A 25,390-nucleotide genomic window follows, 5' to 3' on the forward strand; every position below is an offset into this window, starting at 1 on the left:
CTGCGCGGGGTCGGACCCGAGTACGCCGTAATCGCTAGGAGTTCACGACTGTGGACCTGATACCGAGAGGGCCGGCGAGCCGCACCAGCCGCCCCAGGCTGCGTGCAGCCGTCCTCGCCGCCGCACTGGCCGTATCGCTTGCGCAACCCCTTGTGGCGCGGGCCCAGACCCCGCCCGCACCGCCGTCGGACGCGAAGCTCGCCGCCGAGCCGTCACGGCACGACTCCACCCGTGACCAGTTCTACTTCGTCATGCCGGACCGTTTCGCCAACGGCGACACGTCCAACGACAAGGGCGGACTGACCGGGTCGAGACTGTCGACCGGATACGACCCCACCGACAAGGGCTTCTACCAGGGCGGCGACCTCAAGGGCCTGACGAAGCGGCTCGACTACATCAAGGACCTCGGCACCACCGCCATCTGGATGGCGCCGATCTTCAAGAACCAGCCCGTCCAGGGCACCGGCAAGGACGCCTCGGCCGGCTACCACGGTTACTGGATCACCGACTTCACCCGGGTCGACCCGCACTTCGGCACCAACAAGGACCTGGAGACACTGATCTCCAAGGCCCACGCCAAGGGCATGAAGGTCTTCTTCGACGTCATCACCAACCACACCGCCGATGTCGTCGACTACGAGGAGAAGTCCTACAACTACCTCTCCAAGGGCGCCTTCCCGTATCTGACCAAGGACGGGAAGCCGTTCGACGACGCGGACTACGCGGACGGCCGCCACGGGTTCCCGTCGGTGGACGCCGACTCCTTCCCCCGCACGCCGACGGTTCCCGCCGCGAAGAAGAACGCCAAGGTCCCGTCGTGGCTCAACGACTCGACCGTGTACACCAACCGCGGTGACTCAACCTATGCCGGCGAGTCCACCACGTACGGCGACTTCTCCGGCCTCGACGACCTGTGGACCGAGCGTCCCGAGGTCGTCAGCGGCATGGAGAAGATCTACGAGAAGTGGGTCGAGGACTTCGGCATCGACGGCTTCCGGATCGACACCGTGAAGCACGTGAACATGGAGTTCTGGACGCAGTGGGCGACCGCCCTCGACGCGTACGCCGCCAGGCACGGGCGCAAGAACTTCTTCATGTTCGGCGAGGTCTACTCCGCCGACACGTCGATCACCTCGCCGTACGTGACCCAGGGCCGCCTCGACGCCACGCTCGACTTCCCGTTCCAGGACGCCGCCCGCTCCTACGCCTCGCAGGGCGGCAGCGCGCAGAAGCTGGCGTCCGTCTTCGGCGACGACTACAAGTACACGACCGACAAGGCCAACGCGTACGAGCAGGTCACCTTCCTCGGCAACCACGACATGGGCCGCATCGGGTACTTCCTGGACCAGGACAACCCGAAGGCGACCGACGCCGAACTGCTGAAGAAGGACAAGCTCGCCAACGAGCTGATGTTCCTCAGCCGCGGCAACCCCGTCGTCTACTACGGCGACGAGCAGGGCTTCACCGGCTCCGGCGGCGACAAGGACGCCCGGCAGACGATGTTCGCCTCCAAGGTCGCCGACTACCTCGACGACGACGAGATCGGCACCGCCCGCACCCACGCGAGCGACGCCTACGACACGAGCGCACCGCTCTACAAGACGATCAGTGCTCTCTCCAAGCTGCGCAAGGACAACCCCGCCCTCACCGACGGCGTCCAGACCGAGCGGTACGCCGCGGACGGCGCCGGCGTGTACGCCTTCTCCCGTACGGACGCCAGGACCGGCACCGAGTACGTCGTCGCCGTGAACAACGCCGACGAGGCGAAGTCGGCCACGTTCGCGACGGGCTCGGCGGACATGAGCTTCCGCGCCGTATACGGAACGTCGGACTCGGCGAAGAGCGACGCGGACAAGAAGGTCACGGTCACCGTGCCGGCCGGTTCGGCGATCGTCCTCAAGGCCGCGGGCCGGCTCGCCGCCCCCGCGTCCAAGCCCACGCTGACCCTGAAGGCTCCCGCCGCGGGCGCCACCGGCACCGTCGAACTGTCGGCGGACGTCACCGGCGGACAGCTCGACCGGGTCGTCTTCGCCGCCCAGACCGGCAACGGCAAGTGGCACACCCTCGGCTCCGCCGACCACGCCCCGTACAAGGTCACCCAGGCCATCGGCGAGGACGTACCGGCCGGAACCGCCCTGCGCTACAAGGCCGTCGTCGTCGACTCGGCCGGACGCACCGCGAGCGCGACGGCGGAGTCCACCACCGGCACCGCGCCCGCCGCGGAGGTCCCGACGGCCTCCTCGCGCGACTACGCGGTCGTCCACTACAAGCGCACCGACGGCGACTACACCGACTGGCGCCTGTACGCCTGGGGCGACATCGCAGACGGCGAGGGCACGACCTGGCCGGCCGGACACGACTTCGTCGGCCGCGACGCCTACGGCGCCTTCGCCTACGTCAAGCTGAAGCCCGGAGCCTCCAGCGTGGGCTTCCTGGTCATCGACAAGGACGGCAACAAGGACGTCGCGAGCGACCGCACGATCGACGTCACCAAGACCGGCGAGGTCTGGGTCGAGCAGGGCAAGGACACCGTTCTCACCGAGCGGCCCGACCTGCCCGCCCAGGACAAGACCAAGGCCGTCATCCACTACCACCGCGCCGACGGCGACTACGCCGGCTGGGGTCTGCACACCTGGACCGGCGCCGCGACGCCCACGGACTGGACGAAGCCCCTGGAGCCGGTGCGCACCGACGCCTACGGCGCCGTCTTCGAGGTGCCGCTCGCCGAGGGTGCCGGCAGCCTCAGCTACATCCTCCACAAGGGCGACGACAAGGACCTGCCCACCGACCAGTCGCTGGACCTCACGGCGAACGGCCACGAGGTGTGGCTGCTCGGCGGCCAGGAGAAGTACCTGCTGCCGCAGCCCGCGGGCAGCGCGGCCGCGCTCGACCTGACCACCTCCAAGGCGATCTGGATCGACCGCTACACGGTCGCCTGGAACGGCTCCGACGCGGCCGTCTCCACCCAGCTCCTCTCCTCCCGCGACGGCTCGATCGCCGTCAAGGACGGCGGGCTGACCAGCGACGACGAGCGCTGGCTGCGGCTGGGGAAGACCACCCTCACCGACGCCCAGAAGGCCAAGTACCCGCACCTGAAGACGTACACCGCCTGGTCCGTCGACCCGCGCGACCGCGACCGGGTGCGCTCCGCGCTCGGCGGCCAGCTCGTCGCCTCGCAGCGGGCCGCGAACGGCGCCGTGCTCGCGGCGACCGGCGTGCAGATCGCCGGAGCTCTCGACGACCTGTACCCCGCGACGAAGGCGAACCTCGGGCCGGTCTTCCACGACGGTGTCCCCACCCTCTCGGTGTGGGCCCCGACCGCGCAGTCGGTCGGCCTCGACCTCGACGGCTCCACGGTCGCCATGAAGCGCGACGGCGCCACCGGAGTCTGGTCCGTCACCGGCAAGCGGTCCTGGACGGGCAAGCCCTACCGCTATGTGGTGAAGGTGTGGGCGCCGACAGTCCGGAAGATCGTCACCAACAAGGTCACCGACCCGTACTCGGTGGCCCTGACCACCGACTCGAAGCGCAGCCTGGTCGTCGACCTGGACGCCAAGTCCCTCGCCCCGTCCGGCTGGTCCTCGCTCAAGAAGCCCAAGGCCGTGCCGCTCAAGGACGCGCAGATCCAGGAACTGCACATCCGTGACTTCTCGGTGGCGGACAAGACAGTCCCCGCGAAGGACCAGGGCACCTACCTCGCCTTCACCGACAAGAACAGCGACGGCTCGAAGCACCTGAGGAAGCTGGCCGCGTCCGGCACCTCGTACGTGCACCTGCTGCCCGTGTTCGACATCGCCACCATCCCCGAGAAGAAGGCGGACCGGCAGAGCACCGACTGCGACCTGGCCTCCTACGCCGCCGACTCCGAGAAGCAGCAGGAGTGCGTGGCGAAGACGGCCGCCAAGGACGCCTACAACTGGGGCTACGACCCGTACCACTACACGGTCCCCGAGGGGTCCTACGCCACCGACCCCGACGGCACCGGGCGCACGGTCGAGTTCCGCAAGATGGTCAAGTCGCTGAACGAGGACGGCCTCAGGGTCGTCATGGACGTGGTCTACAACCACACCGCCGCCAGCGGCCAGGCCGACACCAGCGTCCTCGACAAGGTCGTCCCCGGCTACTACCAGCGGCTCCTCGCCGACGGCAGCGTGGCCAACTCCACCTGCTGCTCCAACACGGCGACCGAGAACGCCATGATGGGCAAGCTGGTGGTCGACTCGATCGTCACCTGGGCCAAGGAGTACAAGGTCGACGGCTTCCGCTTCGACCTCATGGGACACCAGCCCAAGGCCAACATCCTCGCGGTCAGGAAGGCCCTCGACGGGCTGACCCCCGCGAAGGACGGCGTCGACGGCAAGAAGATCATCCTGTACGGCGAGGGCTGGAACTTCGGCGAGGTCGCCGACGACGCCCGGTTCGTCCAGGCCACCCAGAAGAACATGGCGGGGACGGGCATCGCGACCTTCTCCGACCGTGCCCGTGACGCCGTCCGCGGCGGCGGCCCCTTCGACTCCGACCCCGGGGTCCAGGGCTTCGGCTCGGGCCTGTACACCGACCCCAACTCCTCCACCGCCAACGGCACCCCGGCCGAGCAGAAGGCCCGCCTGCTGCACTACCAGGACCTCATCAAGGTCGGCCTGACCGGCAACCTGGCGGCGTACCGCTTCACCGACACCGCGGGCAAGGAGGTCAAGGGCTCCGAGGTCGACTACAACGGCCAGTCCGCCGGCTACGCGGCCGCGCCCGGCGACGCGCTCGCCTACGCCGACGCGCACGACAACGAGTCGCTGTACGACGCGCTGACGTACAAGCTGCCCGCGACGACGAGCGCCGCCGACCGGGCCCGGATGCAGGTCCTGGCGATGGCGACGGCCACCCTCTCGCAGGGGCCGTCCCTCTCCCAGGCGGGCTCCGACCTGCTGCGCTCCAAGTCGCTCGACCGCAACTCCTTCGACAGCGGCGACTGGTTCAACGCCGTCCACTGGAACTGCCAGGACGGCAACGGATTCGGGCGCGGGCTGCCGATGGCCGCGGACAACACCTCGAAGTGGCCGTTCGCCAAGCCGCTGCTGACCTCCGTCACGGTGGGCTGCGAGCAGATCGACGGCACCTCGGCCGCCTTCCAGGACCTTCAGCGGATCCGTACGGGCGAGAAGGTCTTCTCGCTCTCCACGGCCGCCCAGGTGCAGTCGCAGCTCTCCTTCCCGCTGTCGGGCAAGGACGAGACCCCCGGAGTGATCACGGCGCGCCTCGGCGACCTCGTGATCGTCTTCAACGCGACCCCGGAGAAGCAGAAGCAGACCGTCGGTTCGCTGGCCGGTTCGGCGTACGCGCTGCACCCGGTGCAGGCGTCGGGCGCGGACGCGGTCGTCAAGTCCTCGTCCTACGCGAAGGACACGGGCTCCTTCACCGTTCCGGCCCGCACCGTGGCGGTGTTCACCCGGACCCCGTGACGGTGGCCTGACCCGGCCCGACCCGGTGGGGGCGGCCCCGGACACCCTGAGCACGACGGGTGTCCGGGGCCGCCCTCGTCAGTTTGCGCGGCCGGCGCTGCGGCTAGGGTGATCACGACTGTCCCTGAACAGGAGTGCTCATGCCGCAGATCACCGTCGACTACTCCGCACCGCTCGAAGACGCCTTCGACCGGCGCGGGTTCGCCCTGGCGCTGCACGCGGAGGTGGTCGAGACGGCCGCCGCGAAGATCGGCGCGTGCAAGACGCAGTTCCGCCGGACCGAGGACACCGTCGTCGGCGCGGACCCCGGCGGACACGCCGTCGTCCATGTCACCCTCGGTCTGCTCGCCGGGCGGACCGAGGAGGTCAAGGCGAAGCTGACCGAGGCCGTGCTGGAGCTGCTGAAGGTTCATGTGAAGCAGACCGGGGGACTGGAACTGCACGCCTCGGCCGAGGTGCGCGACCTCGACCCGTCCTACCGCAAGTTCGAGGCGTAACGCCCGCGCCTCAGGCCTGTGGCGGCGCGGCGAGCGCGAGCAGCCGGACGACGAGGTCGGTGAACGGCCCGTCGCCCGGTTCGTTCCCGAGGCTCCTGCGCAGCAGCGCGGCGACCTCCGGGTCGTAGGCGGCGCTCACCGACGCCAGGGCCGCGAAGTCGTGCACGAGCTGAACCTCCAGCTCGCCGCGCGGAATCCGCCGTCCGTCCAGCCAGATCAGCGCGGTCGACTCGACGAGCGAGATCCAGGAACGGATCACCAGCTCCAGCCGGGCGGGCGGGTCCTCGACCTCCAGATGCGACAGGATCTGGAGATAGGCCGCCTGCCGTACGGCGTCCACGAGCGCGTTGGTCGTCGACGAGCCGACGGCCGGGCCGCCCCGCATCAACGCGGCGAAACCGGGCCCGTGGTCGTCCACGAAGTCGAAGAAGCGGCGCATCACCCGCAGCAGCCGCGCCCCCAGCGGGCCTTCGCGGGACTCCACGAACCGGCCCGCGAGGTCGTCCGCCGCGCGCTGCAGCGCCGCTTCGTACAGGCTGAGTTTGCCCGGGAAGTAGTGGTACACCAGCGGTCGGGAGATGCCCGCGGCCGAGGCTATCTCGTCGATGGAGACCTCGTCGGGCGAGCGTCGGCTGAACAGGTCGAGGGCGACGCCGATGAGCTGCTCCCGTCGCTCCTCGACACCCATCCTGCGGCGTACCCCGGTTGTCATGCGGACACTTTACCGATCGGATCCGGCCCGGATCGGGCCGGTACGGGCGGCGGATGTTCACATGTCCAGCACGATTCGCTCACCTCGTGTCCGCGAGACGCAGATGAGCATCGAGTCGTCACGTTCCGCGTCCGTCAGCAGCTCGTCCCGGTGCTCGATCTCCCCCTCCAGGACCCGCTGCCGGCAGGTTCCGCAGAATCCCTGCTCGCAGGAGTAGAGCGTGCCGGGCAGCTCGGTGCGGACCGCGGCGAGGACCGTCGAGCCGGCGGGCACGGTCACCGTGCGTCCGCTGCGCCGCAGTTCGACCTCGAAGGCGGTGTCGCCCCCGGCGGGCGCGCGGGCGGTGAACCGTTCCAGGTGCAGTGTCGCGTTCGCCGGGATCCGTGCCTCGACCGCCGCCGTGAGCCCGTCCGGTCCGCAGCAGTAGACCGCCGCGCCCGGGGCGAGATCCGCGAACAGCGCCTCCAGGTCGGGCAGTCCGTCCTCGTCCTCGGCGACGACGGTGACCTTCGAGCGGTCCAGCTTCCCGATCTCCTCCAGGAACGGCATCGAGGCGCGTGTCCGGCCGCCGTACAGCAACCGCCAGTCGGTGCCCTCCGGGAGGGCCCGCAGCATCGGCAGGACCGGGGTGATCCCGATCCCGCCCACGACGAAGACGTACGCCGGCGCGTCCACGAGCGGGAAGCGGTTGCGCGGTCCGCGCACCTCGACCCGCATGCCCTGACGGAGATGTTCGTGCACCTCGCGCGATCCGCCCCGGCCGTCCTCGACGAGCCGGGTCGCGAGGGTGTAGGAGGAGCGGTCCTCCGGGTCCCCGCACAGGGAGTACTGCCGGACGAGCCCCGAGGGCAGCACCAGATCGAGATGGGCTCCCGGCTCCCAGGGCGGCAGCCCGGTCCCTTCCAGGCGCAGCAGGACGACACCGTCGGCGACGGGCTCGTGCCGGGCGACCGGCAGCCGCAGGGCCCGGGTGCGGGGCCGGCCGGAGCGGGGATCCTCCAGGGCGGGCAGCGGCCACAGCGGTGACGCCCCGATCCGGCGGCGCAGCGCACGCCGGGCGAGCACGGCCGCGCCGGCGACGGCGACGGCGGTCCCCAGCCTGGGCATCACGCGGCACCCGTGTTCTTCTCGGCGGCCGTCGCGGCCGGGGAGGAGGCGAGGTAGGCGACCGCCTGCTCGGTGGAGGCCTCCTGCGAGGGGTGGTAGGTGCGGCTGAGATAGCGGGGGACGGACCTCAGCAGGTCCCCGGTCGGCGGCAGCACGCCCCGTTTTCCGCTGGTGTAGAAGTCCTTGAAGCTCGCCCTGCCGTTCACGAGCGTCGGATCGTTCTCCATGAAGAACCGGGCGCCGCGCTGCCACAGGAAGACGAGGACGGTGAAGGCGGTCGCCCAGGTCCGCGCCCGCCGCCGGTAGCTGCCGTCGACGTGCAGGAACAGGTCGAACGCCACCGAGCGGTGCTCGACCTCCTCCGCGCCGTGCCAGCGCATCAGATCCAGCATGACCGGATCGGCGCCGCGCCGGTCCAGCTCCTCGGCGTTCAGGATCCAGTCGCCGAGGAAGGCGGTGTAGTGCTCGATCGCGGCGATCAGGGCGACGCGCTCCAGCAGCCACCAGCGGCGCGCCCTGCCCGGGGGCAGCGTCCGGTCGCCGAGCAGTTTCTCGAAGAGCCAGTCGACCTGCGCGGTGTAAGGCGTCGGGTCGAGCCCCAGCTCCGCCAGGTGGGGCAGCACCTCGTCGTGCGCCTGCGAGTGCGTCGCCTCCTGCCCGATGAACCCGATGACGTCCTGGCGCAGCCGCTCGTCACGGATGAGGGGCAGGACCTGCCGGTAGACATGCACGAACCACCGCTCGCCGGCCGGCAGCAGAAGGTGCAGCACATTCATGGTGTGCGTGGCGAACGGTTCGTCCGGCACCCAGTGCAGCGGTGTGTCCTCCCACGAGAACGACACCTTCCGTGCCTTGAGAGCCGTCCGCTCGGACTCGACCGGCCGGGGCTGCCGGGCCTGCGTGTTAGACATGGCGTCAATGTACTGACGGGTAGGCGCCCGGAGAAGCCCTGTGCGCCCACTTGTTTACGTCCATGTCAGCAATCCGCGCCGGGTGTCCGGTCCATTGTGGCGTACGGGCGTTCAGCGCAGCCCGGTGATGCCCCGGCCGTCCGTCAGGGTTCCCTTCAGCTCGGCCCGCGCTCCTTGCGCCGCCCGAACGGTGAGCAGGGGCCCCGTGGCGGAACCGCGCACCCCGCCCGTCGCGGCGACCGAGGCCGTCCCCTTGCCGCCGGCCGCGAGGAGGTACCACGTCCCCGCACCGGACTTCCACAGCACGCCGGCGAGCACATGCGGATCGCGGGAGCCGCAGGCCGGGGAGTTCTCGGCCTGCGCCACGACCGCCCCGTACGTCCCGCCGGGGGTGCGGAACTGGGCCAGCACCCGGGGGCCGCCGCCCCGCCAGGTGTCGGCGCGGGTGCACACCCAGGTGGCCGGTCCGCTCCCGTCGGGCAGCGGCTGGCTCGCGTACCGCCAGGCGTTCACGGTCCGCACGCCCTGCGAGCGCATGGAGGCCAGCGAGCACGCGAAGGGCGCCCATTCCCGCAGGTTCTGCGCTCCCGCAGCCTCCCGGGGCGCGGCCGGCCGGCCCGCGGTGAGATGGGCCGGGATCAGCTCGCCGAGGTCGGAGAGCAGTCGGGTGCCCGAGGCGTCCTCGACCTGGAGCACGTTCCACGACGTGCACGCGCCGGTCCCCGGCGCTCCGGCCAGCGGAGAGGTGGAGCCGTCCGCGGACAGGGTGAGGTCCATCGCGCCGGCGGAGGGCTTCAGCAGGTCGCGCTCGGCGGCCTTGGTCACCCAGGGAGCGGTCAGATAGCGGACGTTGCCGTCGGTCCGGCCCAGTACCACCGCGCTCGCCTCCGCCCCGCTCGCGCCGTCGGCCCGCGCGAAGTCGAGGGCCGCGCCGCCCGTGCCGTCCTTCGGCTCGGCGTAGCGGGCGATGCGCAGACCGTCGTAGAGGAGCACCACGCGGGCCTGGTCGACATCGCCCGCGTACAGCAGCTGGGGAGGTCCGGGCGGAGGGCCGGAGGGTGTGCCGGGCGCTGCCAAGACGTGGACGGACCCGCCGGGCCGGGCCCAGACGGCGAGCGCGCGGCGCAGCAGGGCGGTGTCGTCGACGAGGCCACCGCGCGCGGGCCAGACGGAGAAGCCGGTGCGGGCGGAGGACTCCCAGGCCGCGGGCGCCACCCGCGCCAGCCGGGCCGGGTCGAGCGCGGCCTCGGCGGCCGGGTTCTGCGCGTAGGAGGGGGCCGCGGCGCCGTCCGGGCCCCAGCCATCGCCCGGCAGCGCGAGGAGCGCGCCGCACACGGCCACGGCGGCGGTGGCGGCGAGGGCGGCCTTCAGGTGCTGCCTGCGCCGCATCAGATCGGTGGGCCGGGCCTGGAGCGAGCAGGCGTCGAACTCGGGGGAGTCGAGCAGCGCGTCCCGTGCCTCGACGCCCGAGGCCTCCTTCAGCGCCGCGGCCGGGTCCTCGACTCCCGCGGCCGACAGCACTTGGCGCAGCCGCGGGTCGGCCAGCTTCTCCAGACCGCGCAGCACATACGCGGCGCGCGCCGGCCCCGAGAGCGCGGACAGCCGTTGTTCCAGGGCGAGTTCGTCGGCGCCGCCCGAGCGGGGGAAGAGCCGCAGGCCCCACACCAGGGGGAGGAACGGCGGAAGCTGGGACCGCTTGGGCCACGCCCGCCGCCTGAGCGGCAGTCCCGCCTCCAGTGCCGTACGCACCACCTGGAGGCGTACGAAGGCGTAGCCCGGGTCGCCGTCGCGGCCTCCGCCGCCCTGCTGGGCCGGGATCACCGACGCGTCGCCCGCCGCCCGGCCCCGCGGCAGGGCGCGCTGGGTGAGGGCGTGCGCGGTCAGCACGCGCCGGTTGCGGCCGAGGCCCGGCGGAAGCATCAGATAGGCGAGCCGGACCAGCCGCGGGTAGTGCTCGACGAGGGCGGCCTCGGCCTGCTCGACGTCGACGACGGCTCCGGAGGAGGGTGCGGGGCGCGGGGCTACATCCTGTGACTGCACGTTCAGCAGAACGAGCGAATCGGCGGATGGTCACCGGCCCCGCCTAAGGGCTGTCCCGTAATCCCCGGTGGATCAGCGCGCGGCGTCAGATGCTGGGGCCCCTCCCACGCCTTTCGGGCTGTGGGGGAGTATCGCAAGGCGGAGGGTCGTCCTCATACCGGGTGTATTCGGGCGATCCGACGACGCGGCGTGGGGGTCCCCCCTGCTCGAAGAGCTCGGGGGAGTGCCGTAGCTGTCGTCGTGCGCCCGCCGGGGATTGGGGATTACGGGACAGCCCTTAGGACTCAGTCCGAGGATTCACCGGGTTCCACGAGAAGGCGCGCGTAGTTCGCCATCGACCTCTGGTAGCGCGGCAGATGGGGGGCCAGCGCGCCGATCACCAGGGCCAGGCCCTCGCGTTCGCGGCCGAGGTCGGCGAGACAGAGCGCCAGACAGGCCCGCACCGCGTCGTCCAACTCGTCCGAGGAGCCGACCAGTTCCGGGGTGAGGAGCTTGACACCCTCGTCCGCCTGTCCGATGTTCCGCAGCGAGCTGGAGAGCTGGATCTTCGCCCGGCGGCCCTTGTACCCGCTCAGGCCCCGGGCGAGTGCCTCCCGGTACAGGGGGACGGCCTTGTCGGAGTGGCCGGTCGAGTCCCAGGCGCAGGCCTGCTCGAAGGGGCCGAGGGGGCTGTCCGCGGGCAGTTCGGCGACCAGCGCGTCGATCACGGCCCGGAAGTCCGCCGCCCGCTCTTCCTCGTAGTCGTCGAAGCCGGCCCAGGCCGCCGTCGTACGCTCTTCCCAGTCTTCGTTCACGGGTGCCACCCTCGCACAGCCGTGTCCTGGGCGGTACCGGGTTCCCCGTCCGCCGAAGGGGCGGATTGAGCACCGGGCGGCCCGGAGCCGTATCGAAGGCAGAGCCCCTGCCGGGGCTCTTCTCGGCGTGAACGCCGACAGGTACCGGAGGAACGTATGAGGTTGACACGCGGGAAGCTTCTGGCCGGGGCCGCCGTGGCCGCCCTGCTGGCACTGACGGGCTGCGGCGGATCGGACGGCAAGGACGCGGCGGCGAAGGAGACCGTCCCGGCCACGGCGACCGGCAGTCTGGAGGAGCTGGCCGCCGAGGTGAAGTGCAAGCCGAGCATCCAGACCGACGCGGACGAGATCCGCCAGGGTGTCTGCAAGATCAGCACCGGCAAGTTCATCCTGGCGACCTTCGCCACCGACCGCGGCCAGCGCGAGTGGCTCGACGGGGCCAAGGACTACGGCGGTTCGTACCTCGTGGGCGCCAAGTGGGTCGCCGTCGGGGACCAGAAGATGGTCACGACGCTGCGTGGCCGGCTCGGCGGGAACCTGGAGCAGGGGACCTCGCACCACGCGGGAGGCAGCGGTGACGGGGGAACCGGGACCGGGCACTCCGGTCACCACAGCGGCTGACCGCGCGGGACCCGGGAACGAGAAGAAGGCCGGTGGCGGGAGATCCCGCCACCGGCCTTCTCCGGTGTTACCTACAACTCAGGTGTTACCTGCAACGCTGACCGTTGTTGATGCAGGTGACCATCTTGTTCATCAGGGCGTCGTCGAAGACGTTGATGAAGTCGTCGTGGTCGGTGGTGGCCTTGTGCAGCTGCTCCGGGAAACCGTCCACCGCGTAGGCGTTCTTGATCTGCCCGTTGGTGAGGGTCGGGGCCCGGAAGCCGTAGACCAGGCGCATCGTGAGCTGCGGGATCGCCTTGAAGCCGTTGGCGCAGTTGCCCTGGGCGTCGGCGAAGGCCACGTGCGTACGGTGGTTCGCGCTGTCGGCGTTCACCCCGTCCCAGCAGCTCTGGAAGGCGAAGGTGCGGACCACGGTGCTGCCGCGCGGGCAGATCGGGTACTGCGCCGTGAGCTGCACCTTGTTCTCGAAGCCGGTGCAGCTCCAGTGCGCGTTGGCGTTCGCGAGACCGTTGGTCGTGGTCTTCGCGTCACCGGTGATGATGCGCAGGAACTTCGGCATCGCGACGACCTTGCTGGTCGGGCTGCCGACGAACTTGATCTGCGCCTGCCTCACCTGCTGGATCGCGCCGACGTTGAGTTCCTTGCCGCCGCCCAGGTTGTTCTGGTCGAAGTCCTGCGTACCGTTCTGGATACGCACGACCGGCCAGTAGTACGACGACTTGTCGCCCTGGTTGGCGCAGGACGTCTGGGCCGCCGCGAAGGTGTCGTTGGTGGCGAAGGCGTCGTTCGACTGGTTGCCGACGTAGTCGTGCAGGTGGTGCGCACCGTTGGTGACACCGGGCGCCACGATCACGTTGTCCGTGTTGAACTTCTTGTTCGCGTTGACACCGCAGGACGTGCTGAACACACCGGACGAACCGGCCGCCCCGGTCCCCGGCTTGCGGGCGACGTTCGGCTGGACCTTCGTGATGTCGACGAAGTCGGCCGCGACCGGACCGTTTCCGGCCTGTCCGCCGTTGCCCGCCTGTGCACCACCGGCAGGGGCGCTTGCGCTTGCGCTCGCGGAGGCACCGGCACCGGCACCCGCACCGGCACCCGCGCCCGCACCGGCACTCGCGCCGGCGGACGGAGCGGCCGTGGCGCCACCGTTGTTCTGCCCGCCGTTGGCCTGTCCGGCCGCAGGCTGTCCCGTGCAGTTGGAGAGACCGTCGAGCCAGCCCGGAGCCTTGCCGCCGACGCGGTTGATCTCCAGCTTGATCCGGTCGATGATCACCGACCGGTTCTGCTTGAGCGGCGTGAGGATGGAGTTCTGGACGAAGCTCGCGTCCCTCGCCTGAGCGTCACGGGTGGTCGCGAGGCGCTGGTAGGCGGTGGTGATCTGCTGGTCGAGCGTCGCCAGTTCCCCGTCGACCTCGCCCCGGGCCTGCTTCGGAACGTTGGACAGCTTCTGGCCGACGTCCGGACAGCTGATGGTGGCCACCTGTGCGGGCGCGGCCTTGGTGGTGTTTCGGCCCGAGTTGCTCTCGTGTGCCGAGGCGTAGAAATTCGCCCAGACCAGCCCACCCCCGCCGATCGCGAGCGCTGCCGACGCGGCAACGGCGCGAACGGCCAGCGGCGAACGTCGTTTTCGAATGTTGCGTCCCATGGAACTCCTCTGACTTCCTTGCGGGGCAGCGAGGCGCCCGACAGGAGTGAAGCGGCTCCTTTCCATACGCGGGAGGTGCGCGAGGTGTTCAGGGGTCTCGAAAGAATCTTAGAAAGTCGTGAGGCCAATTCGGTCACAATGGTCTCAGAAGCCCGCGAATTCACGAGAGTTGATCTCGATATTCAGGTTTGAGGGCGATTCCTTGACTCATATTCAGTAGCCGTCGGGTTCGAGGAGCGCAGCCGCCGGTCGTCGCGGGAGTCGTGCAGGCGACCTCAACTGCCTCACCGCGCAGCCAAGTTCATGGCCGGCTCCGGCCGCCGGGTGAGCTGAGGATGTCTGCCGGCGGACAGGAGTGGTTCGCCGTGCCGAATCCCGCCGAGGAACACGGCGATCCCGTCCGTACGACGGGCCCGGAATGTCCGGGCCGGGCATTTCCGGGTTTCACATTCCGAGGACCTTCGCCTCCACCGCGGGATCCAGTCCCACCTTCGGCCGGTCGGCGCGCCGGGGTTCGGGGCCCCCGAGTGACCGGAGCCAGCTCCATGTGTCCTGGACGGTCTCCTCGACGGGCCGGCACCGCAGGCCCGTCCGCAGCGCCCGTGAGACATCGCCCGAGTACACCGAGGCATGCAGCTCGCTCCCGGGCGGCACCCACACCGGCAGCTGCGTCCACGGCTCGATCCCGGCCGCGAGCACGGTCTCGGGGTCCGTCCAGCGGAGCTCGGCCCGTGCCCCGGTGGCCCGGACACACGCGTCGAGCAGCGCCCCCATCGTGCCGTGCCCCGGGGGACCTGCCAGGTTGTACGCCCCGCCGAGTTCCGCCTCCACCGCACCGAGCGTCCACTCCGCCAGGTCCCGGACGTCGATGTACTGGAGAGGCAGGTCCCGTGGCCCCGGAGCGAGCACCGGACCCCCCGCCGCGATCCGGTTCAGCCACCACGGCAGCCGCCCGATGTTCTCGTAGGGCCCGAGGATCAGCCCGCACCGCACGAGCAGCGAACGCCCGCCGCCGAAGGCCTCGACGGCGGCCAGTTCCCCGCCCCGCTTGTCCCGGGCGTAGTCGCTCGCGTCCGCACCGGCCGACGCGCCCTCCACGAGCGGCGCGTTCTCGGTGTACCCGGCGGCACGGGGCCAGGCGTACACCGAGCAGCTCGACACGTACACATGGCGGGACACCCGTCCCACCAGCAGGCGGGCCGCGTCCCGGACCGGCCGCGGCGCCGCCGACCAGGTGTCGACGACGGCGTCCCAGGTGTCCGTGGTGCCGGCGAGCGCCGCGAGCCCGTCCGGCGAGGTGCGGTCGCCCAGCAGCGACCGCGCCCCGGCCGGCGGTTCGTGGCGGCCGCGGTGGAAGACGGTGACGTCCCACCCCCGGGCGAGCGCGGCCTCCACGACCGCGCGCCCCACGAACTCCGTACCGCCCAGCATCAGAAGTCTCCGTGTCATACGGACGACTCTGCCCGCACGGCCCGCCCGGAGGCACGCGAATCTGCCGACAGAAGATTCGCGGGGCGGGCCGGCACCCGGCCGGAACCGGGCCGTTCTCCGGCCGGACGGGTCAACGGCCCATCGGTGGCGTGTACTTGTACCCCACCCGGCGCACCGTCTGGATCGCCAGCCGGTGCTGGGCGCCGAGCTTGCGGCGCAGCCGCGCGACATGGACGTCGACGGTCCGCCCGTCGCCGACATGTCCGTAGCCCCACACCGTGGAGACCAACTGGTCGCGGGTGTGCACCCGGTGTGGATGGCGGACGAGATGCGCGAGCAGCTCGAACTCCAGGTACGTGAGGTCCAGTGCCCGCCCGTCGACCTCGGCGGTGCGCTGCACGGCGTCGACGCGCACCAGCGGGTCGGCGGAACCGTCGCCGGTGGCCTCGGTGAGGTCACCGGTGGCGGCCGGGGGTTCGGCCGGGCCGGTCACGGCGACCGGCAACAGGGGCTGCTGGTCGGCCGGTACGAGGACCAGGTAGCCGATCATCGGCGGCTGTCCCGGCAGGACGGGCAGCGCGTTCTGGGGGGCGGGCAGCCAGGTGGCGCCCGGCGGAAGGAAGGTCGCCACGTCCGGGACCTCGTCCCGGTCGACGGCACGCAGCCGGTGCCGTGCCGGGGCGGTCGAGGGGATGGGGGACGTCGCGACGGAGGAGAAGGATCGAGTGGTCGCCATGAGAGGTCAGCTCTTTCGCGCGAGAAGTTCGTCGGGAGGTTCGACGGCCGCGAGTTCGTGGTCGGGCTCGTCGAGGACGTACGTCGTGCGCGCTGGCCGAAGGCCGGGGGTGTACGGCTTTAGAGGGCCGGCGCGTTCGTCGCGCGACAACACACCCGGTCGAAGTCGTGGTGCTGACGGGAGGGCCAGAAGGGCTCGAGGTCATGGCGACCCGTCGCGATGCACTTCTGGAAGTTGGCCATGAACCCATTGAAGCAGACACGGCCCCGTGACAGGAGCCTCCTCTCACTGCTCGGACGCTTCCTGGCGTGAAGCCGACGTCGCCGGCACCTCGCGGGAGTCGTAGCCGCAGCGCGGCGACAGCCGTACCCGCTCCTCGACCTTCTCGCGCACCTCGTCCGGCAGTTCGGGCACCTCCTCGCGCGGTCCGAGGTCCACCGGCTCCCAGTCCACGCCCGCGTCCCAGCCCTCGCGCCGCAGCGCCCGGCCGGTCAGGAGGTCCGCCACCCGTTTCCGGTCGGTGAGGTTCGTACCGGAGAACTCCTCCTCGCCGCGGCGGTGTTCCAGCCGGTGGCCCCCACCGACAACGCGAGGGGGCGCCCACCGTGACGGTGGGCGCCCCCTCGGGACAGGCTGGGCGGGATCAGACCTGGCCGGCCTTCTCCAGGGCGGTGCAGCAGGTGTCGACGATGAGACGCGTCACGACGTACGGGTCGACGTTCGCGTTCGGACGACGGTCCTCGATGTAGCCCTTGCCGTCCTTCTCGACCTGCCACGGGATGCGGACCGAGGCACCGCGGTCGGAGACGCCGTAGCTGTACTCGTTCCACGGGGCGGTCTCGTGCAGGCCCGTCAGACGGTCGTCGATGCCGGCGCCGTAGTTCTTGACGTGGTCCATCGGCTTGGAGCCCTCGCCGAGCGACTCGCACGCGGTGATGATCGCGTCGTAGCCCTCGCGCATGGCCTTGGTGGAGAAGTTGGTGTGCGCGCCCGCGCCGTTCCAGTCGCCCTTCACCGGCTTCGGGTCCAGCGTCGCGGAGACACCGAAGTCCTCGGCGGTGCGGTAGAGCAGCCAGCGGGCGACCCACAGCTGGTCCGAGACCTCGAGCGGCGCGAGCGGGCCGACCTGGAACTCCCACTGACCGGGCATGACCTCGGCGTTGATGCCGGAGATGCCGAGACCCGCCTTGAGACAGTTGTCCAGGTGCGCCTCGACGACGTCACGGCCGAAGATCTCGTCGGCACCGACACCGCAGTAGTAGCCGCCCTGCGCGGCCGGGAAGCCGCCCTCGGGGAAGCCGAGCGGGCGCGCACCCTTGAAGAAGGTGTACTCCTGCTCGATGCCGAAGATCGACTCCTGCGCGGCGAACTTCTCCGCGACCTCGGCCAGCGCGGCACGGGTGTTGGACTCGTGCGGCGTCATGTCGATGTTCAGCACCTCGCACATGACGAGGATGTCGTCGCCGCCGCGGATCGGGTCCGGGAAGCTGGCCACGGGCTTGAGTACGCGGTCCGAGGCGTGACCCTCGGCCTGGTTCGTCGAGGAGCCGTCGAAGCCCCAGATCGGCAGCTCCGCGCCCTTGGCGTCGTCGGCCAGGATCTTCGTCTTGGAACGGAGCTTGGCCGTCGGCTCGGTGCCGTCGATCCAGATGTACTCAGCCTTGAAGCTCACGGGCCACATCCTTCGGGGTGGGTCTTGATCGCACTTGCGGGTGCTGCGGCGCTGCGGCACTGGGGCGCCGCCGGGGATGTCCGGAAGCCTGTCAACCAGCGGTTTCCCGATCATTGCCCGAATGTGAACCCCGTGTTACCTGGGCCGTATGTGCCCGGTCTCACACGAGCCGTTCCGGCGCGGCCGCCCGCGTGTGATCGTTCGCGGTCGCGATCGTCCGGCCCGCCGCCCGCCCCGGACCCGGCGGTCCGCAGGGGGCCGCTCGTATGCGATCCGGGTGAGGACGGCATGGGCGGTGTGCCCCCTTGTCGACCGGTTCGGGCGTCCCAGGGGCGCACCGCCCGTCCTTGCGGGAAGCCGCACCGCTCATGCGAAAGCCCTGCCGCCTCCGACCCGTGACAGGTCGGCGACGACAGGGCTTCTGATCCGTTCTGCCTGTTATCCCACCTTCTCGATGAGGGCTCGGCGGATCAGGAACTTGCCCGGCTCGCGGACCTGTTCGAAGGCCGCGTTGTTCAGCAGGGCGCAACTGCCGGACACCGAGGTGACCTCGACGGTCGTGGACTTGTTGTTGTCCAGGTTGGTGACCTTCAGCTTCGTTCCGGCCGGGAACTGGTTGCTGGACGCGGCCGGCGCGCCGCCCTCGCCGGAGAGCGTGACGGTCGAACCGTTGCAGACCTGCTGACCGGTGGCGGCGCCACCGCCCGCGTTGTTCGCGGGGGCGCTCTGCGCCGGAGCCGCGGGGGCGGCCTGGGCCGGTGCGGACTGCGCGGGCTGCGCGGGCTGCTGGGCGTTCTGCTGGCCGGTCTGGGAGTCCTGAGCCGATTCCCCGACAGCGCAGCCCGACGCCTGCTGCTGAACCTTGATCTGCGCGATGACCGCTTCGCGGTTCGCGATTCTGGCCGCCGACTGGGAGTCGGGGTGGGCCTTCTGGTCCGCGATGAAGCTCTGGTTGTTGCCGAGCGCGGTGGCCAGGCCCTGACACGCCACCGAGGTCTGAGCGGTCTGCACGGACGCCGCGTTCGAGGTGGCGGCCAGGGCGAAGGCCCCGCCGCCGGCCACGGTCGCCGCGCTGACCAGCAGAGCGATCTTCTTCTTGGTGCTGAGAGTTCTCCTACGCGACATGCGCGCCTCCAGAGAGTGGGGGAGCGTTACGCCGCTATGTACGAGATGCCGAACGTAGTTACTCAACGGTTACGACATTCACTTAAGTAACCTGGATCACACGGTAGTTGAGGAGTTCCGGGGCGCGGGCCCGGCCGGCTACCGGGACATGGCCTCCCGTACCGCCTCCTCCGTGCGGCCCACCAGCGCGGTCCCGTCGTCCGCGGTGATGATCGGCCGCTGGATCAGCTTCGGGTGCTCGGACAGCGCCTTGATCCACCGGTCCCGTGAACCGGCGTCCCGCGCCCACTCCTCGATCCCCAGTTCCTTCGCGTCGGCCTCCCCGGTCCGCGTGATGTCCCACGGTTCGAGGCCGAGACGGTCGAGGACGTCGCGGATCTCGTCCTCGCCGGGCACGTCCTCCAGATAGCGGCGGACGGTGTACTCGGCGCCCTCGGCGTCGAGCAGGCTGATCGCGCTGCGGCACTTCGAACAGGCCGGATTGATCCAGATCTCCATGCCCCACACGGTACGGCAGACACCTTCGGACACGGCTGTCACGGCATCCCCGGAACCCTTGTGGCCAGCGGCTTTGTCAGTGCCCGGCGGTAGAATAGAAGCAGTGTTCGAGGGTGTCGCCGGGTGGTCCGGACGGCGCCCTGACCGCGACAGGAGGATGCCCGTGCCCGTTGCCGCACTGAAGCCGCTGCCCACCCAGTCCACATCGAAGACGGCGGTCCTGCTGGATCTGCCGTACAAGCCCGTCGAGAAGCGCCCGCTGCCGCCGGGGCGCCCCCGCGACTGGTACATCACGCACAACCGCCGGCTCAAGGCGATGCGACTCGCCATAGCCCTGCTCGACTCCGGTGTGTACGTGCCGAACCAGGCCCGTGACGAGAAGATCCGCAGCACCGCGCAACTCATCGGCGTGCACCCGCCGTCGGACACCACGTGCCACATGGTGCGTGCCCTGATGAGGTACGCGCGCTGACAGTCCGAGCGCGCCGTTCACCGGCGCCGGGTGACCCCGCCGCGTAGCGGGGTCACCCGGCGCCGTCCCGGTATCGATCCCGGCGCCGGCACCGACCGAGGTGCCGGCGCCGTCCCGTGCCCCGATGCCGGCACGCCGTCCGGGCCGGGCCACCTCACTGCGCCGACAGCTCCCTCTCCAGGGGCGTCCGGAAGCGTGGGGTGATCCGGGTGCCGCCCACCCAGGCGCCGAGGCGCTCGGCCTCCGCCGAGATCGCGTCCAGGGCCTCGCGGCCGACGCCCCCGGTGTCCAGAAGCCGCCAGACGATGTCGCCGTCGGGCCGCTGCGCCCACCCCCCGACCACCCGCCCGTCCCACCACACCGTCGGCCCCACATTGCCGCTGCGGTCGAAGAGGGCGGACCGCAGGGACGGTTCGAGGAACCAGTCCCGCTCCGCCCGGCTCATGGGCGCCGGATCGAGGGCGGGCAGCAGGGCGGCCCAGGGTGCATCCGGCCCCTCGACCGGGCCCTCGTCGCCCGCCGCCACGTACGCCGTGACCCCGTCGTCGAGCGAGACGGTCACCGCCCCGCACCCGTCCAGTGCCCGCCGTACGTCGGTGACCTTCCAGCCCGTCCACCACTTCAGGTCGGCCTCGGTGGCGGGCCCGCAGGCCGTGAGCCAGCGGTTCAGCAGCGTGGAGCGGGCCTCGGCGGGCGGGAGCGGGGGATGCGGCGGCGCGACCGCCCAGCGGAACTGGCTCGACGTCCAGGACCCGAGCGGACGCCCCCGCACCACCCGGCCCTCGACCCCCAGCAGACGCATCAGACGGGACGACACGGTCTGCACGGCCTCGTAACTCTTCCCCGGCGCGTAGACGAACTGCTCCTTCAACCGCGGCTCGTCCGCGGTGAGTTCGTTCACCGTGGACTGTCCGCGCCGGGCCAGCGCGGCGAGCACGGACGCCTCGACCTCGTCGAGCCACGGCCCGGTCAGCCGCCCGTCGCTTCCGGAGGCCATGTCCTTGACCAGTCCGGCACGGGTCTTCGCGGCGATGTCGAGCGCCGTCGAGGCGTGCACGACGGCCGCCAGGCCGGTGGGGAACACGAACACGGTGTTGCGCATGCCGTGCATCCGTACGAGCGAACGGTCCTCGTACAGGGCCCGCTCCACCCGCGCCACCGTCGTCCGGGCGTCCCTGAGCCGCGCGCCCACCGCCAGGTAGACCGTCGCGGGGTCGGTGCCGTGCAGCGCGACCAGCGAGTCCGCCACCTCCTCAGGGGTCTTCGCCCGCGTGGCGCCCACGAGCCGCTGCCGCAGCCCGAGCCGTGCCCGCCGCTCCGCCACCCCGATATGCCGCGGCTTCCCCGTCACGTCGTCTCCGTCCCCTCGCTCCGTGCTCCTTGCTCCGCGTTCCTCATCCTCTCGGACGTCCGCCCCTCGCGGGACGACGTTCACCCGTTGGGCGCAGCCGGGCATGCGGCGGCCCCGCCCGCGGCCTTGACTGGGGCCACCGCGAGGAAGCGGGATCCGGAGGCGCACCAGGACCACGTGGGGAGAGACGATGCAGCAGAGGGACGGCATACGAGGACCGGTCCGACTCGTCCTGGCCGTGTCCGTGGTGGCGGCCCTGGCCACGCAACTGGCCGCCTGTTCGGACGACAGCAGCCCCTCCGACACCGCCTCCAAGGCCGCGTCCGCCGCTTCCAAGGCCGCGTCCGCCGTCTCGGAGGCCGCGTCCGCCGCCACCGAGGCCGGTGACGCCCTCGCCTCCGCGACCGCCGAGGCCGGCCGGAAGTTCGACGAGTTCAAGGGCGGCGTGGACGCCAAGGGCGAGGTGAAGCTCGACGGAACCGCGAGCCCCGACTCCGACGGTCGCGCCACGGTCAAGGTCACCGTCACCAATCCCACCTCCTCGGCGAAGTCCTACGTCGTCCAGGTCGACTTCACCGACACCAGCGGCAACCTCCTCGACACGACCGTCGTGACGGTGAACGACGTCGCGGGAGGCGCCTCCAAGGAGGGCACCGCCCGCAGCAACCGCTCCCTCACCGGTGACGTCAAGACCGACGTCGCCCGCGCCGTGAGGCACTGACGGCCGTGCTCCGCAACAGCGTCACGGCCACCACGGCGGACCGGGCGGCCCGGGGCCGGGCGGCCCGCAAACAGGTGCCCCGTTCCGCGCACGGCGTCTGGATCCCCGCCGCCGACCGCCCCGACCCCGTCGGCCTCCTCCAGGCGCAGGGCAGGGACCGGCTTCCGGAACTGCTGCCGATCCGGTACGCGCGGATGGCGGCGTCACCGCTCGCGTTCCTGCGCGGGGGCGCCGCCGTCATGGCGGCAGACCTGGCCGCCCAGCCCCACACCGGGCTCACCGTCCAGCTGTGCGGCGACGCCCACCTGCTGAACTTCGGCCTGTACGCCGCCCCGGAACGCTCCCTGCTCTTCGACCTCAACGACTTCGACGAGACCTTCCCCGGCCCCTTCGAGTGGGACGTCAAACGGCTCGCGGCCAGTGTCGCGGTCGCGGCCCGGGAGAACGGGCACAAGGAGGAGCACGTCTTCGGCGCGGCACGAGCCGCCGCCGGGCAGTACCGCGAGTCCGTGCGACGGCTGGCCCGGCAGGGTGAACTGGCCGTCTGGTACCAGCACATCGACGCCGACCTGCTGTTGCCGCTGGTCCGCTCGGGACGCCGGCGCCGGCGCGCGGAGGCCACCCTCACCCGGGCCCGCCGCCGCACCAGCCTCCAGGCTCTCGGCAAACTCACCGAGACCGTCGACGGACGCTGCCGTATCGTCCACGACCCGCCCCTGCTGGAACCGGCCGGAGCCATGGACATGGCCTCGCTCCGCAAGATCTTCAGCGACTACCGCTCCACGCTCCCCGAGGAACGCCGTCTGCTCCTGGACCGCTACCGGTTCGTCGACGCGGCCCGCAAGGTCGTGGGCGTGGGCAGTGTCGGCACCCGCTGCTTCATCGTGCTGCTCGCCGGGCGGGACGCCGACGACCCGCTGTTCCTCCAGATCAAGCAGGCGGGACGGTCCGTACTCGAAGAGCATCTGCCGAGCGGCCCGTACGTCCATCCCGGGCGCCGGGTCGTCGCGGGCCAGCGGCTGATGCAGGCCGCCGGCGACGTCTTCCTCGGCTGGACGACCGGCCCCGAAGGGCGCTCGTTCTACTGGCGCCAGCTCCACGACATGAAGGCCGGCGCGGACGTCGGCGGCATGAGTCCGGGTGAACTGCGCGCCTACGCCCGGCTGTGCGGCACCGCCCTGGCCCGCGCGCACGCCCGCTCCGGTGACCGGGTCGCGATCGCCGCCTATCTCGGCGGCGCCGACACCTTCGAGCGGGCCGTCGCGAACTTCGCGCTGCGCTACACCGACCGCAACGCCACCGACCACGCGGCCCTGGGCGCGGCGGTCATCGCGGGCGTGGTCCCGGCGGCTCCGGGGGTGTGAGGCCGCCGGCCGGTCAGGCGCCGGCGGCCGAGGGCACCGGGACGCCGAGGCCGGAGAGGGCGAGGTCCACGAGCCGGCGCCGGTCCTCGGCGTGGTCGCGGAACCAGAGGCCCAGCAGGTGATCGGCGTCGGGCAGTTCGAAGCGGGTGAAGTCGGAGCGAGCGGTGAGGGCGTCCGCGACGGCCTCCGTCACGGCGGGCGGGATGATCGTGTCCTTGGCGGGTACGGCGAGCACAGCGCGGCCCTCGTACGCCCGCAGCACGTCGAACGCGGGAGCCCGCCGCCAGCTGTCCGGGGTGCGGATGATCCGGCTGAAGCGGCTCTCCGCCTCCGGGCCGTCCTGCCGCGAGGGGCTCTCGGGGTCCTCGAAGGGAAGGGGCCAGGCCTCGGCGGCGTACACCGCGGGCGCGCACAGCACGAGCGCCACCGCGCGTCGCCCGTAGTGCCGTGCGAGATCGGCCACCGTCTGGCCGCTCATGCTGAACCCGACCAGGATCAGCGGGGCGCCCGCCGGAACCGTCGCGTCGATCACGGACACGGCCTGATCGAAACGCAGCCGAAGGCTCAACTCGCCCAGTGCGCCGGTGCTTTCGCCGTGTCCGGAGAAGTCGAACGCGAGTCCCGCGCAACCGCGGGCGGCGAACTCGCCGAGCAGGGGGAGCAGTCGCTCCTTGCTGCCGTTGCCCGCGCCGTGCATCAGGACGGCGGTCGCCGCGCCGTCGCCACCGCCGCCGCTGACACAACTCAGTCGTTCACCGTCGTGGTCGTGCGTGAAGGCAGAGAGCATCTCCCCATTCACGCACACGGACGGAGCCGCTCCCGAGGCGGCCGTGGCTGGATAACTCCCTTTCGGGGAGGCGGGCCGGTGGCGGAGCCCGTTCGGCTCAGGAAGAGGCGGGAGCGCCGTTCGTGTCCGGTTCGGGGGTGCTGGCCGGTTCGGGCGTGCCCGTGGCACCCGTCCCGGAGGCGGCCGTCGGCGCGCCCTTCGCGGGTGCGGCCGTACCGCCCGCTTCCGGCGGCGCGGTGGCGGCGGCCGCCTTCGCCTGGGCCGCGGCGACCGCCTCGCGCAGGTGGTCCTCCTGGTCCTGGCTCAGCGAGGTCTGCACCAACTGGCCGCCGAACTCGGCGATCTGCGGGATCACCTTGTCCCCGGCCGCCTGCTTGACCAGGACGAACAGCGCGGCCGCGCCCGGCCGCAGATTCTGGCTGAGATCCTTCATGAACTTGTCGTTGATGCCGGTGTCCGTGACCGCGCCTCCGGCGGCACCGGCCGCCGCGCCCACCGCCGCACCGAGCAGCGGCGCCAGGAAGAGCAGTCCGATGACACCGCCCCACAGCGCGCCTCCGGCCGCGCCGACGGCCGTGTGACTGACCGCCTGATGCAGCTTGATCCTGCCGTCCTCGCTCCGCTCGACGACGACCGCGTCCTCCAGCTCGACGAGATGCTGCTTCGACAGCTCGAACAGCTTGTCGCGCACCCGCCCGGCGGTGGCGACATCGTTGTAGGCGACGACGAACAGATTGCTCATGAGGGCACCCCTTGTGTCGATTTCGTACGACTTTATAGCGATATGGGGTGGGGTGCAGTCGGGGAAAAGTACGTCCGCGACGCCGCCAGGAACGCCTGAAGTGACTACGGCACCGGCGCGGTCACAGTCCCGGGGCGCCCCAGATCGGGAACCAGCGGGCGAGGTCCTGCTCGATGCGCAGGTCGTCGGCCAGGGCCGCCTTGATCTGGAGTTCGAGCGCGTTGTCGCGCCGCTCGCCCCCGCCGGCGAGCGGCGCGAAGGGAAAGAAGGTCCCGCGTTTGTACAGATAGACCAGACCGAGCCGCCGCTGCCCGGTGTCCTCGAAACCCACCACGGAGCAGAGGAGCTGGGGACCGAAGCCGGTGCCCTCCAGGGAGCTGTTGACCGCGTGCAGATCGCTCACCAGCGCCGGCAGGTCGTCGGGCGCGCGGCGGGAGACCAGCCACGAGTAGCCGTACTCGTCCCGGATCGGTTCCACCCTCGGGCCCGTCCGCCCGGTGTCCGCGTCCAGCAGGTCCTGTGCCTCCTGACGGGCCTGGGCGAAGGCCCCGCCCTCGACGGAGGTGAAGCACACCGCTCCCGTGCCGGTCGGGACGAACCCGGTCGCCGCCTGGAGGGTCACGGCCGCCGACGGCAGGGCGAAGAGCCGGTCGAGGTCGGGTGCGGCGGGCTTGCTGCGGCCGAGCAGGATGTCCAGGAACCCCATGC

At 71.2% G+C, this 25,390-nt stretch carries 22 protein-coding genes; 6 read left to right on the top strand and 16 right to left on the bottom strand.

Features of this window, described 5'->3' with window-relative positions; translation table 11 throughout:
* The first annotated feature begins 56 nt into the window (after positions 1-56).
* Both pulA and OG780_RS29445 read left to right on the top strand, forming a co-directional pair.
* Complete coding sequence (gene pulA, locus OG780_RS29440) at positions 57-5,456, top strand: pullulanase-type alpha-1,6-glucosidase (RefSeq protein ID WP_328458462.1); 5,400 nt, start codon at positions 57-59, stop codon at positions 5,454-5,456.
* Between the two features lie 140 nt (positions 5,457-5,596).
* Positions 5,597-5,953 carry a 5-carboxymethyl-2-hydroxymuconate Delta-isomerase gene (locus tag OG780_RS29445; RefSeq protein ID WP_328453187.1) on the top strand — a complete coding sequence of 119 codons (357 nt, stop codon included), beginning with the start codon at positions 5,597-5,599 and terminating at the stop codon, positions 5,951-5,953.
* 10 nt (positions 5,954-5,963) lie between these two features.
* Here OG780_RS29445 and OG780_RS29450 read toward each other — a convergent pair whose 3' ends face one another.
* The 5 genes from OG780_RS29450 to OG780_RS29470 form a co-directional block, all read right to left on the bottom strand.
* Complete coding sequence (locus OG780_RS29450; RefSeq protein ID WP_328453189.1) at positions 5,964-6,665, bottom strand: TetR/AcrR family transcriptional regulator; 702 nt, start codon at positions 6,663-6,665, stop codon at positions 5,964-5,966.
* Between the two features lie 57 nt (positions 6,666-6,722).
* The gene (locus OG780_RS29455) at positions 6,723-7,772 is read right to left on the bottom strand and encodes a PDR/VanB family oxidoreductase (protein WP_328453191.1); all 1,050 of its coding nucleotides are present in this window, start codon (positions 7,770-7,772) and stop codon (positions 6,723-6,725) included.
* Entirely contained in the window at positions 7,772-8,683 is a 912-nt protein-coding gene (locus tag OG780_RS29460) for a metal-dependent hydrolase (RefSeq protein WP_328453193.1), read from the bottom strand. Before OG780_RS29460 ends, OG780_RS29455 begins: the two co-directional genes overlap by 1 nt.
* Positions 8,684-8,794: 111 nt before the next feature.
* Positions 8,795-10,723, bottom strand: coding sequence for a hypothetical protein (locus OG780_RS29465; protein WP_328453195.1), 1,929 nt, complete (start codon positions 10,721-10,723; stop codon positions 8,795-8,797).
* Between the two features lie 284 nt (positions 10,724-11,007).
* On the bottom strand, positions 11,008-11,517 hold the full coding sequence (locus tag OG780_RS29470; protein WP_328453197.1) for a tetratricopeptide repeat protein: 510 nt from the start codon (positions 11,515-11,517) through the stop codon (positions 11,008-11,010).
* 156 nt (positions 11,518-11,673) lie between these two features.
* Here OG780_RS29470 and OG780_RS29475 point away from each other — a divergent pair, with 156 nt between their 5' ends.
* On the top strand, positions 11,674-12,138 hold the full coding sequence (locus OG780_RS29475; RefSeq protein WP_328453199.1) for a hypothetical protein: 465 nt from the start codon (positions 11,674-11,676) through the stop codon (positions 12,136-12,138).
* 85 nt (positions 12,139-12,223) lie between these two features.
* Here the strand turns inward: OG780_RS29475 and OG780_RS29480 are convergent, their stop codons facing one another.
* From OG780_RS29480 to OG780_RS29510, 7 genes are all read right to left on the bottom strand, one after another.
* Positions 12,224-13,783: a DUF1996 domain-containing protein gene (locus OG780_RS29480; RefSeq protein WP_328453201.1), complete on the bottom strand. Its 1,560-nt coding sequence runs from the start codon at positions 13,781-13,783 to the stop codon at positions 12,224-12,226.
* 444 nt (positions 13,784-14,227) lie between these two features.
* Positions 14,228-15,214 (bottom strand): SDR family oxidoreductase, encoded by a 987-nt coding sequence (locus tag OG780_RS29485; protein WP_328458464.1) that lies wholly within the window; start codon positions 15,212-15,214, stop codon positions 14,228-14,230.
* A gap of 130 nt (positions 15,215-15,344) precedes the next feature.
* Entirely contained in the window at positions 15,345-15,950 is a 606-nt protein-coding gene (locus OG780_RS29490) for a winged helix-turn-helix domain-containing protein (RefSeq protein WP_328453203.1), read from the bottom strand.
* Positions 15,951-16,235: 285 nt separating this feature from the next.
* Positions 16,236-16,457, bottom strand: coding sequence for a hypothetical protein (locus OG780_RS29495; protein ID WP_328453205.1), 222 nt, complete (start codon positions 16,455-16,457; stop codon positions 16,236-16,238).
* A 136-nt stretch (positions 16,458-16,593) separates the two neighbouring features.
* Entirely contained in the window at positions 16,594-17,622 is a 1,029-nt protein-coding gene (gene glnII, locus OG780_RS29500; protein WP_326788189.1) for a glutamine synthetase, read from the bottom strand.
* Between the two features lie 438 nt (positions 17,623-18,060).
* On the bottom strand, positions 18,061-18,747 hold the full coding sequence (locus OG780_RS29505; protein WP_328453208.1) for a hypothetical protein: 687 nt from the start codon (positions 18,745-18,747) through the stop codon (positions 18,061-18,063).
* Positions 18,748-18,885: 138 nt separating this feature from the next.
* Entirely contained in the window at positions 18,886-19,245 is a 360-nt protein-coding gene (locus OG780_RS29510; RefSeq protein ID WP_328453210.1) for an arsenate reductase family protein, read from the bottom strand.
* A 163-nt stretch (positions 19,246-19,408) separates the two neighbouring features.
* Here OG780_RS29510 and OG780_RS29515 point away from each other — a divergent pair, with 163 nt between their 5' ends.
* Positions 19,409-19,717: a hypothetical protein gene (locus OG780_RS29515; protein WP_328453212.1), complete on the top strand. Its 309-nt coding sequence runs from the start codon at positions 19,409-19,411 to the stop codon at positions 19,715-19,717.
* A gap of 154 nt (positions 19,718-19,871) precedes the next feature.
* Here OG780_RS29515 and OG780_RS29520 read toward each other — a convergent pair whose 3' ends face one another.
* Entirely contained in the window at positions 19,872-21,068 is a 1,197-nt protein-coding gene (locus OG780_RS29520) for a winged helix DNA-binding domain-containing protein (RefSeq protein ID WP_328453215.1), read from the bottom strand.
* Positions 21,069-21,258: 190 nt separating this feature from the next.
* On the opposite strand from OG780_RS29520, the gene OG780_RS29525 reads away from it, so the two are divergent.
* Together OG780_RS29525 and OG780_RS29530 are read left to right on the top strand one after the other, a co-directional pair.
* Positions 21,259-21,789, top strand: coding sequence for an FxLYD domain-containing protein (locus tag OG780_RS29525; protein ID WP_328453217.1), 531 nt, complete (start codon positions 21,259-21,261; stop codon positions 21,787-21,789).
* A 5-nt stretch (positions 21,790-21,794) separates the two neighbouring features.
* On the top strand, positions 21,795-23,153 hold the full coding sequence (locus tag OG780_RS29530) for a DUF2252 domain-containing protein (RefSeq protein ID WP_328453219.1): 1,359 nt from the start codon (positions 21,795-21,797) through the stop codon (positions 23,151-23,153).
* Positions 23,154-23,166: 13 nt separating this feature from the next.
* Here OG780_RS29530 and OG780_RS29535 read toward each other — a convergent pair whose 3' ends face one another.
* The 3 genes from OG780_RS29535 to pspAB form a co-directional block, all read right to left on the bottom strand.
* On the bottom strand, positions 23,167-23,940 hold the full coding sequence (locus OG780_RS29535; RefSeq protein WP_328453221.1) for an alpha/beta hydrolase: 774 nt from the start codon (positions 23,938-23,940) through the stop codon (positions 23,167-23,169).
* A 97-nt stretch (positions 23,941-24,037) separates the two neighbouring features.
* Positions 24,038-24,682 carry a DUF1269 domain-containing protein gene (locus OG780_RS29540; RefSeq protein ID WP_328453223.1) on the bottom strand — a complete coding sequence of 215 codons (645 nt, stop codon included), beginning with the start codon at positions 24,680-24,682 and terminating at the stop codon, positions 24,038-24,040.
* Positions 24,683-24,803: 121 nt separating this feature from the next.
* Positions 24,804-25,388, bottom strand: coding sequence for a PspA-associated protein PspAB (gene pspAB / locus OG780_RS29545; protein ID WP_328453225.1), 585 nt, complete (start codon positions 25,386-25,388; stop codon positions 24,804-24,806).
* Between the last annotated feature and the right edge of the window lie 2 nt (positions 25,389-25,390).

The organism is Streptomyces sp. NBC_00386 (assembly GCF_036063235.1).
In the GTDB taxonomy this organism is placed as follows: Bacteria; Actinomycetota; Actinomycetes; order Streptomycetales; family Streptomycetaceae; genus Streptomyces.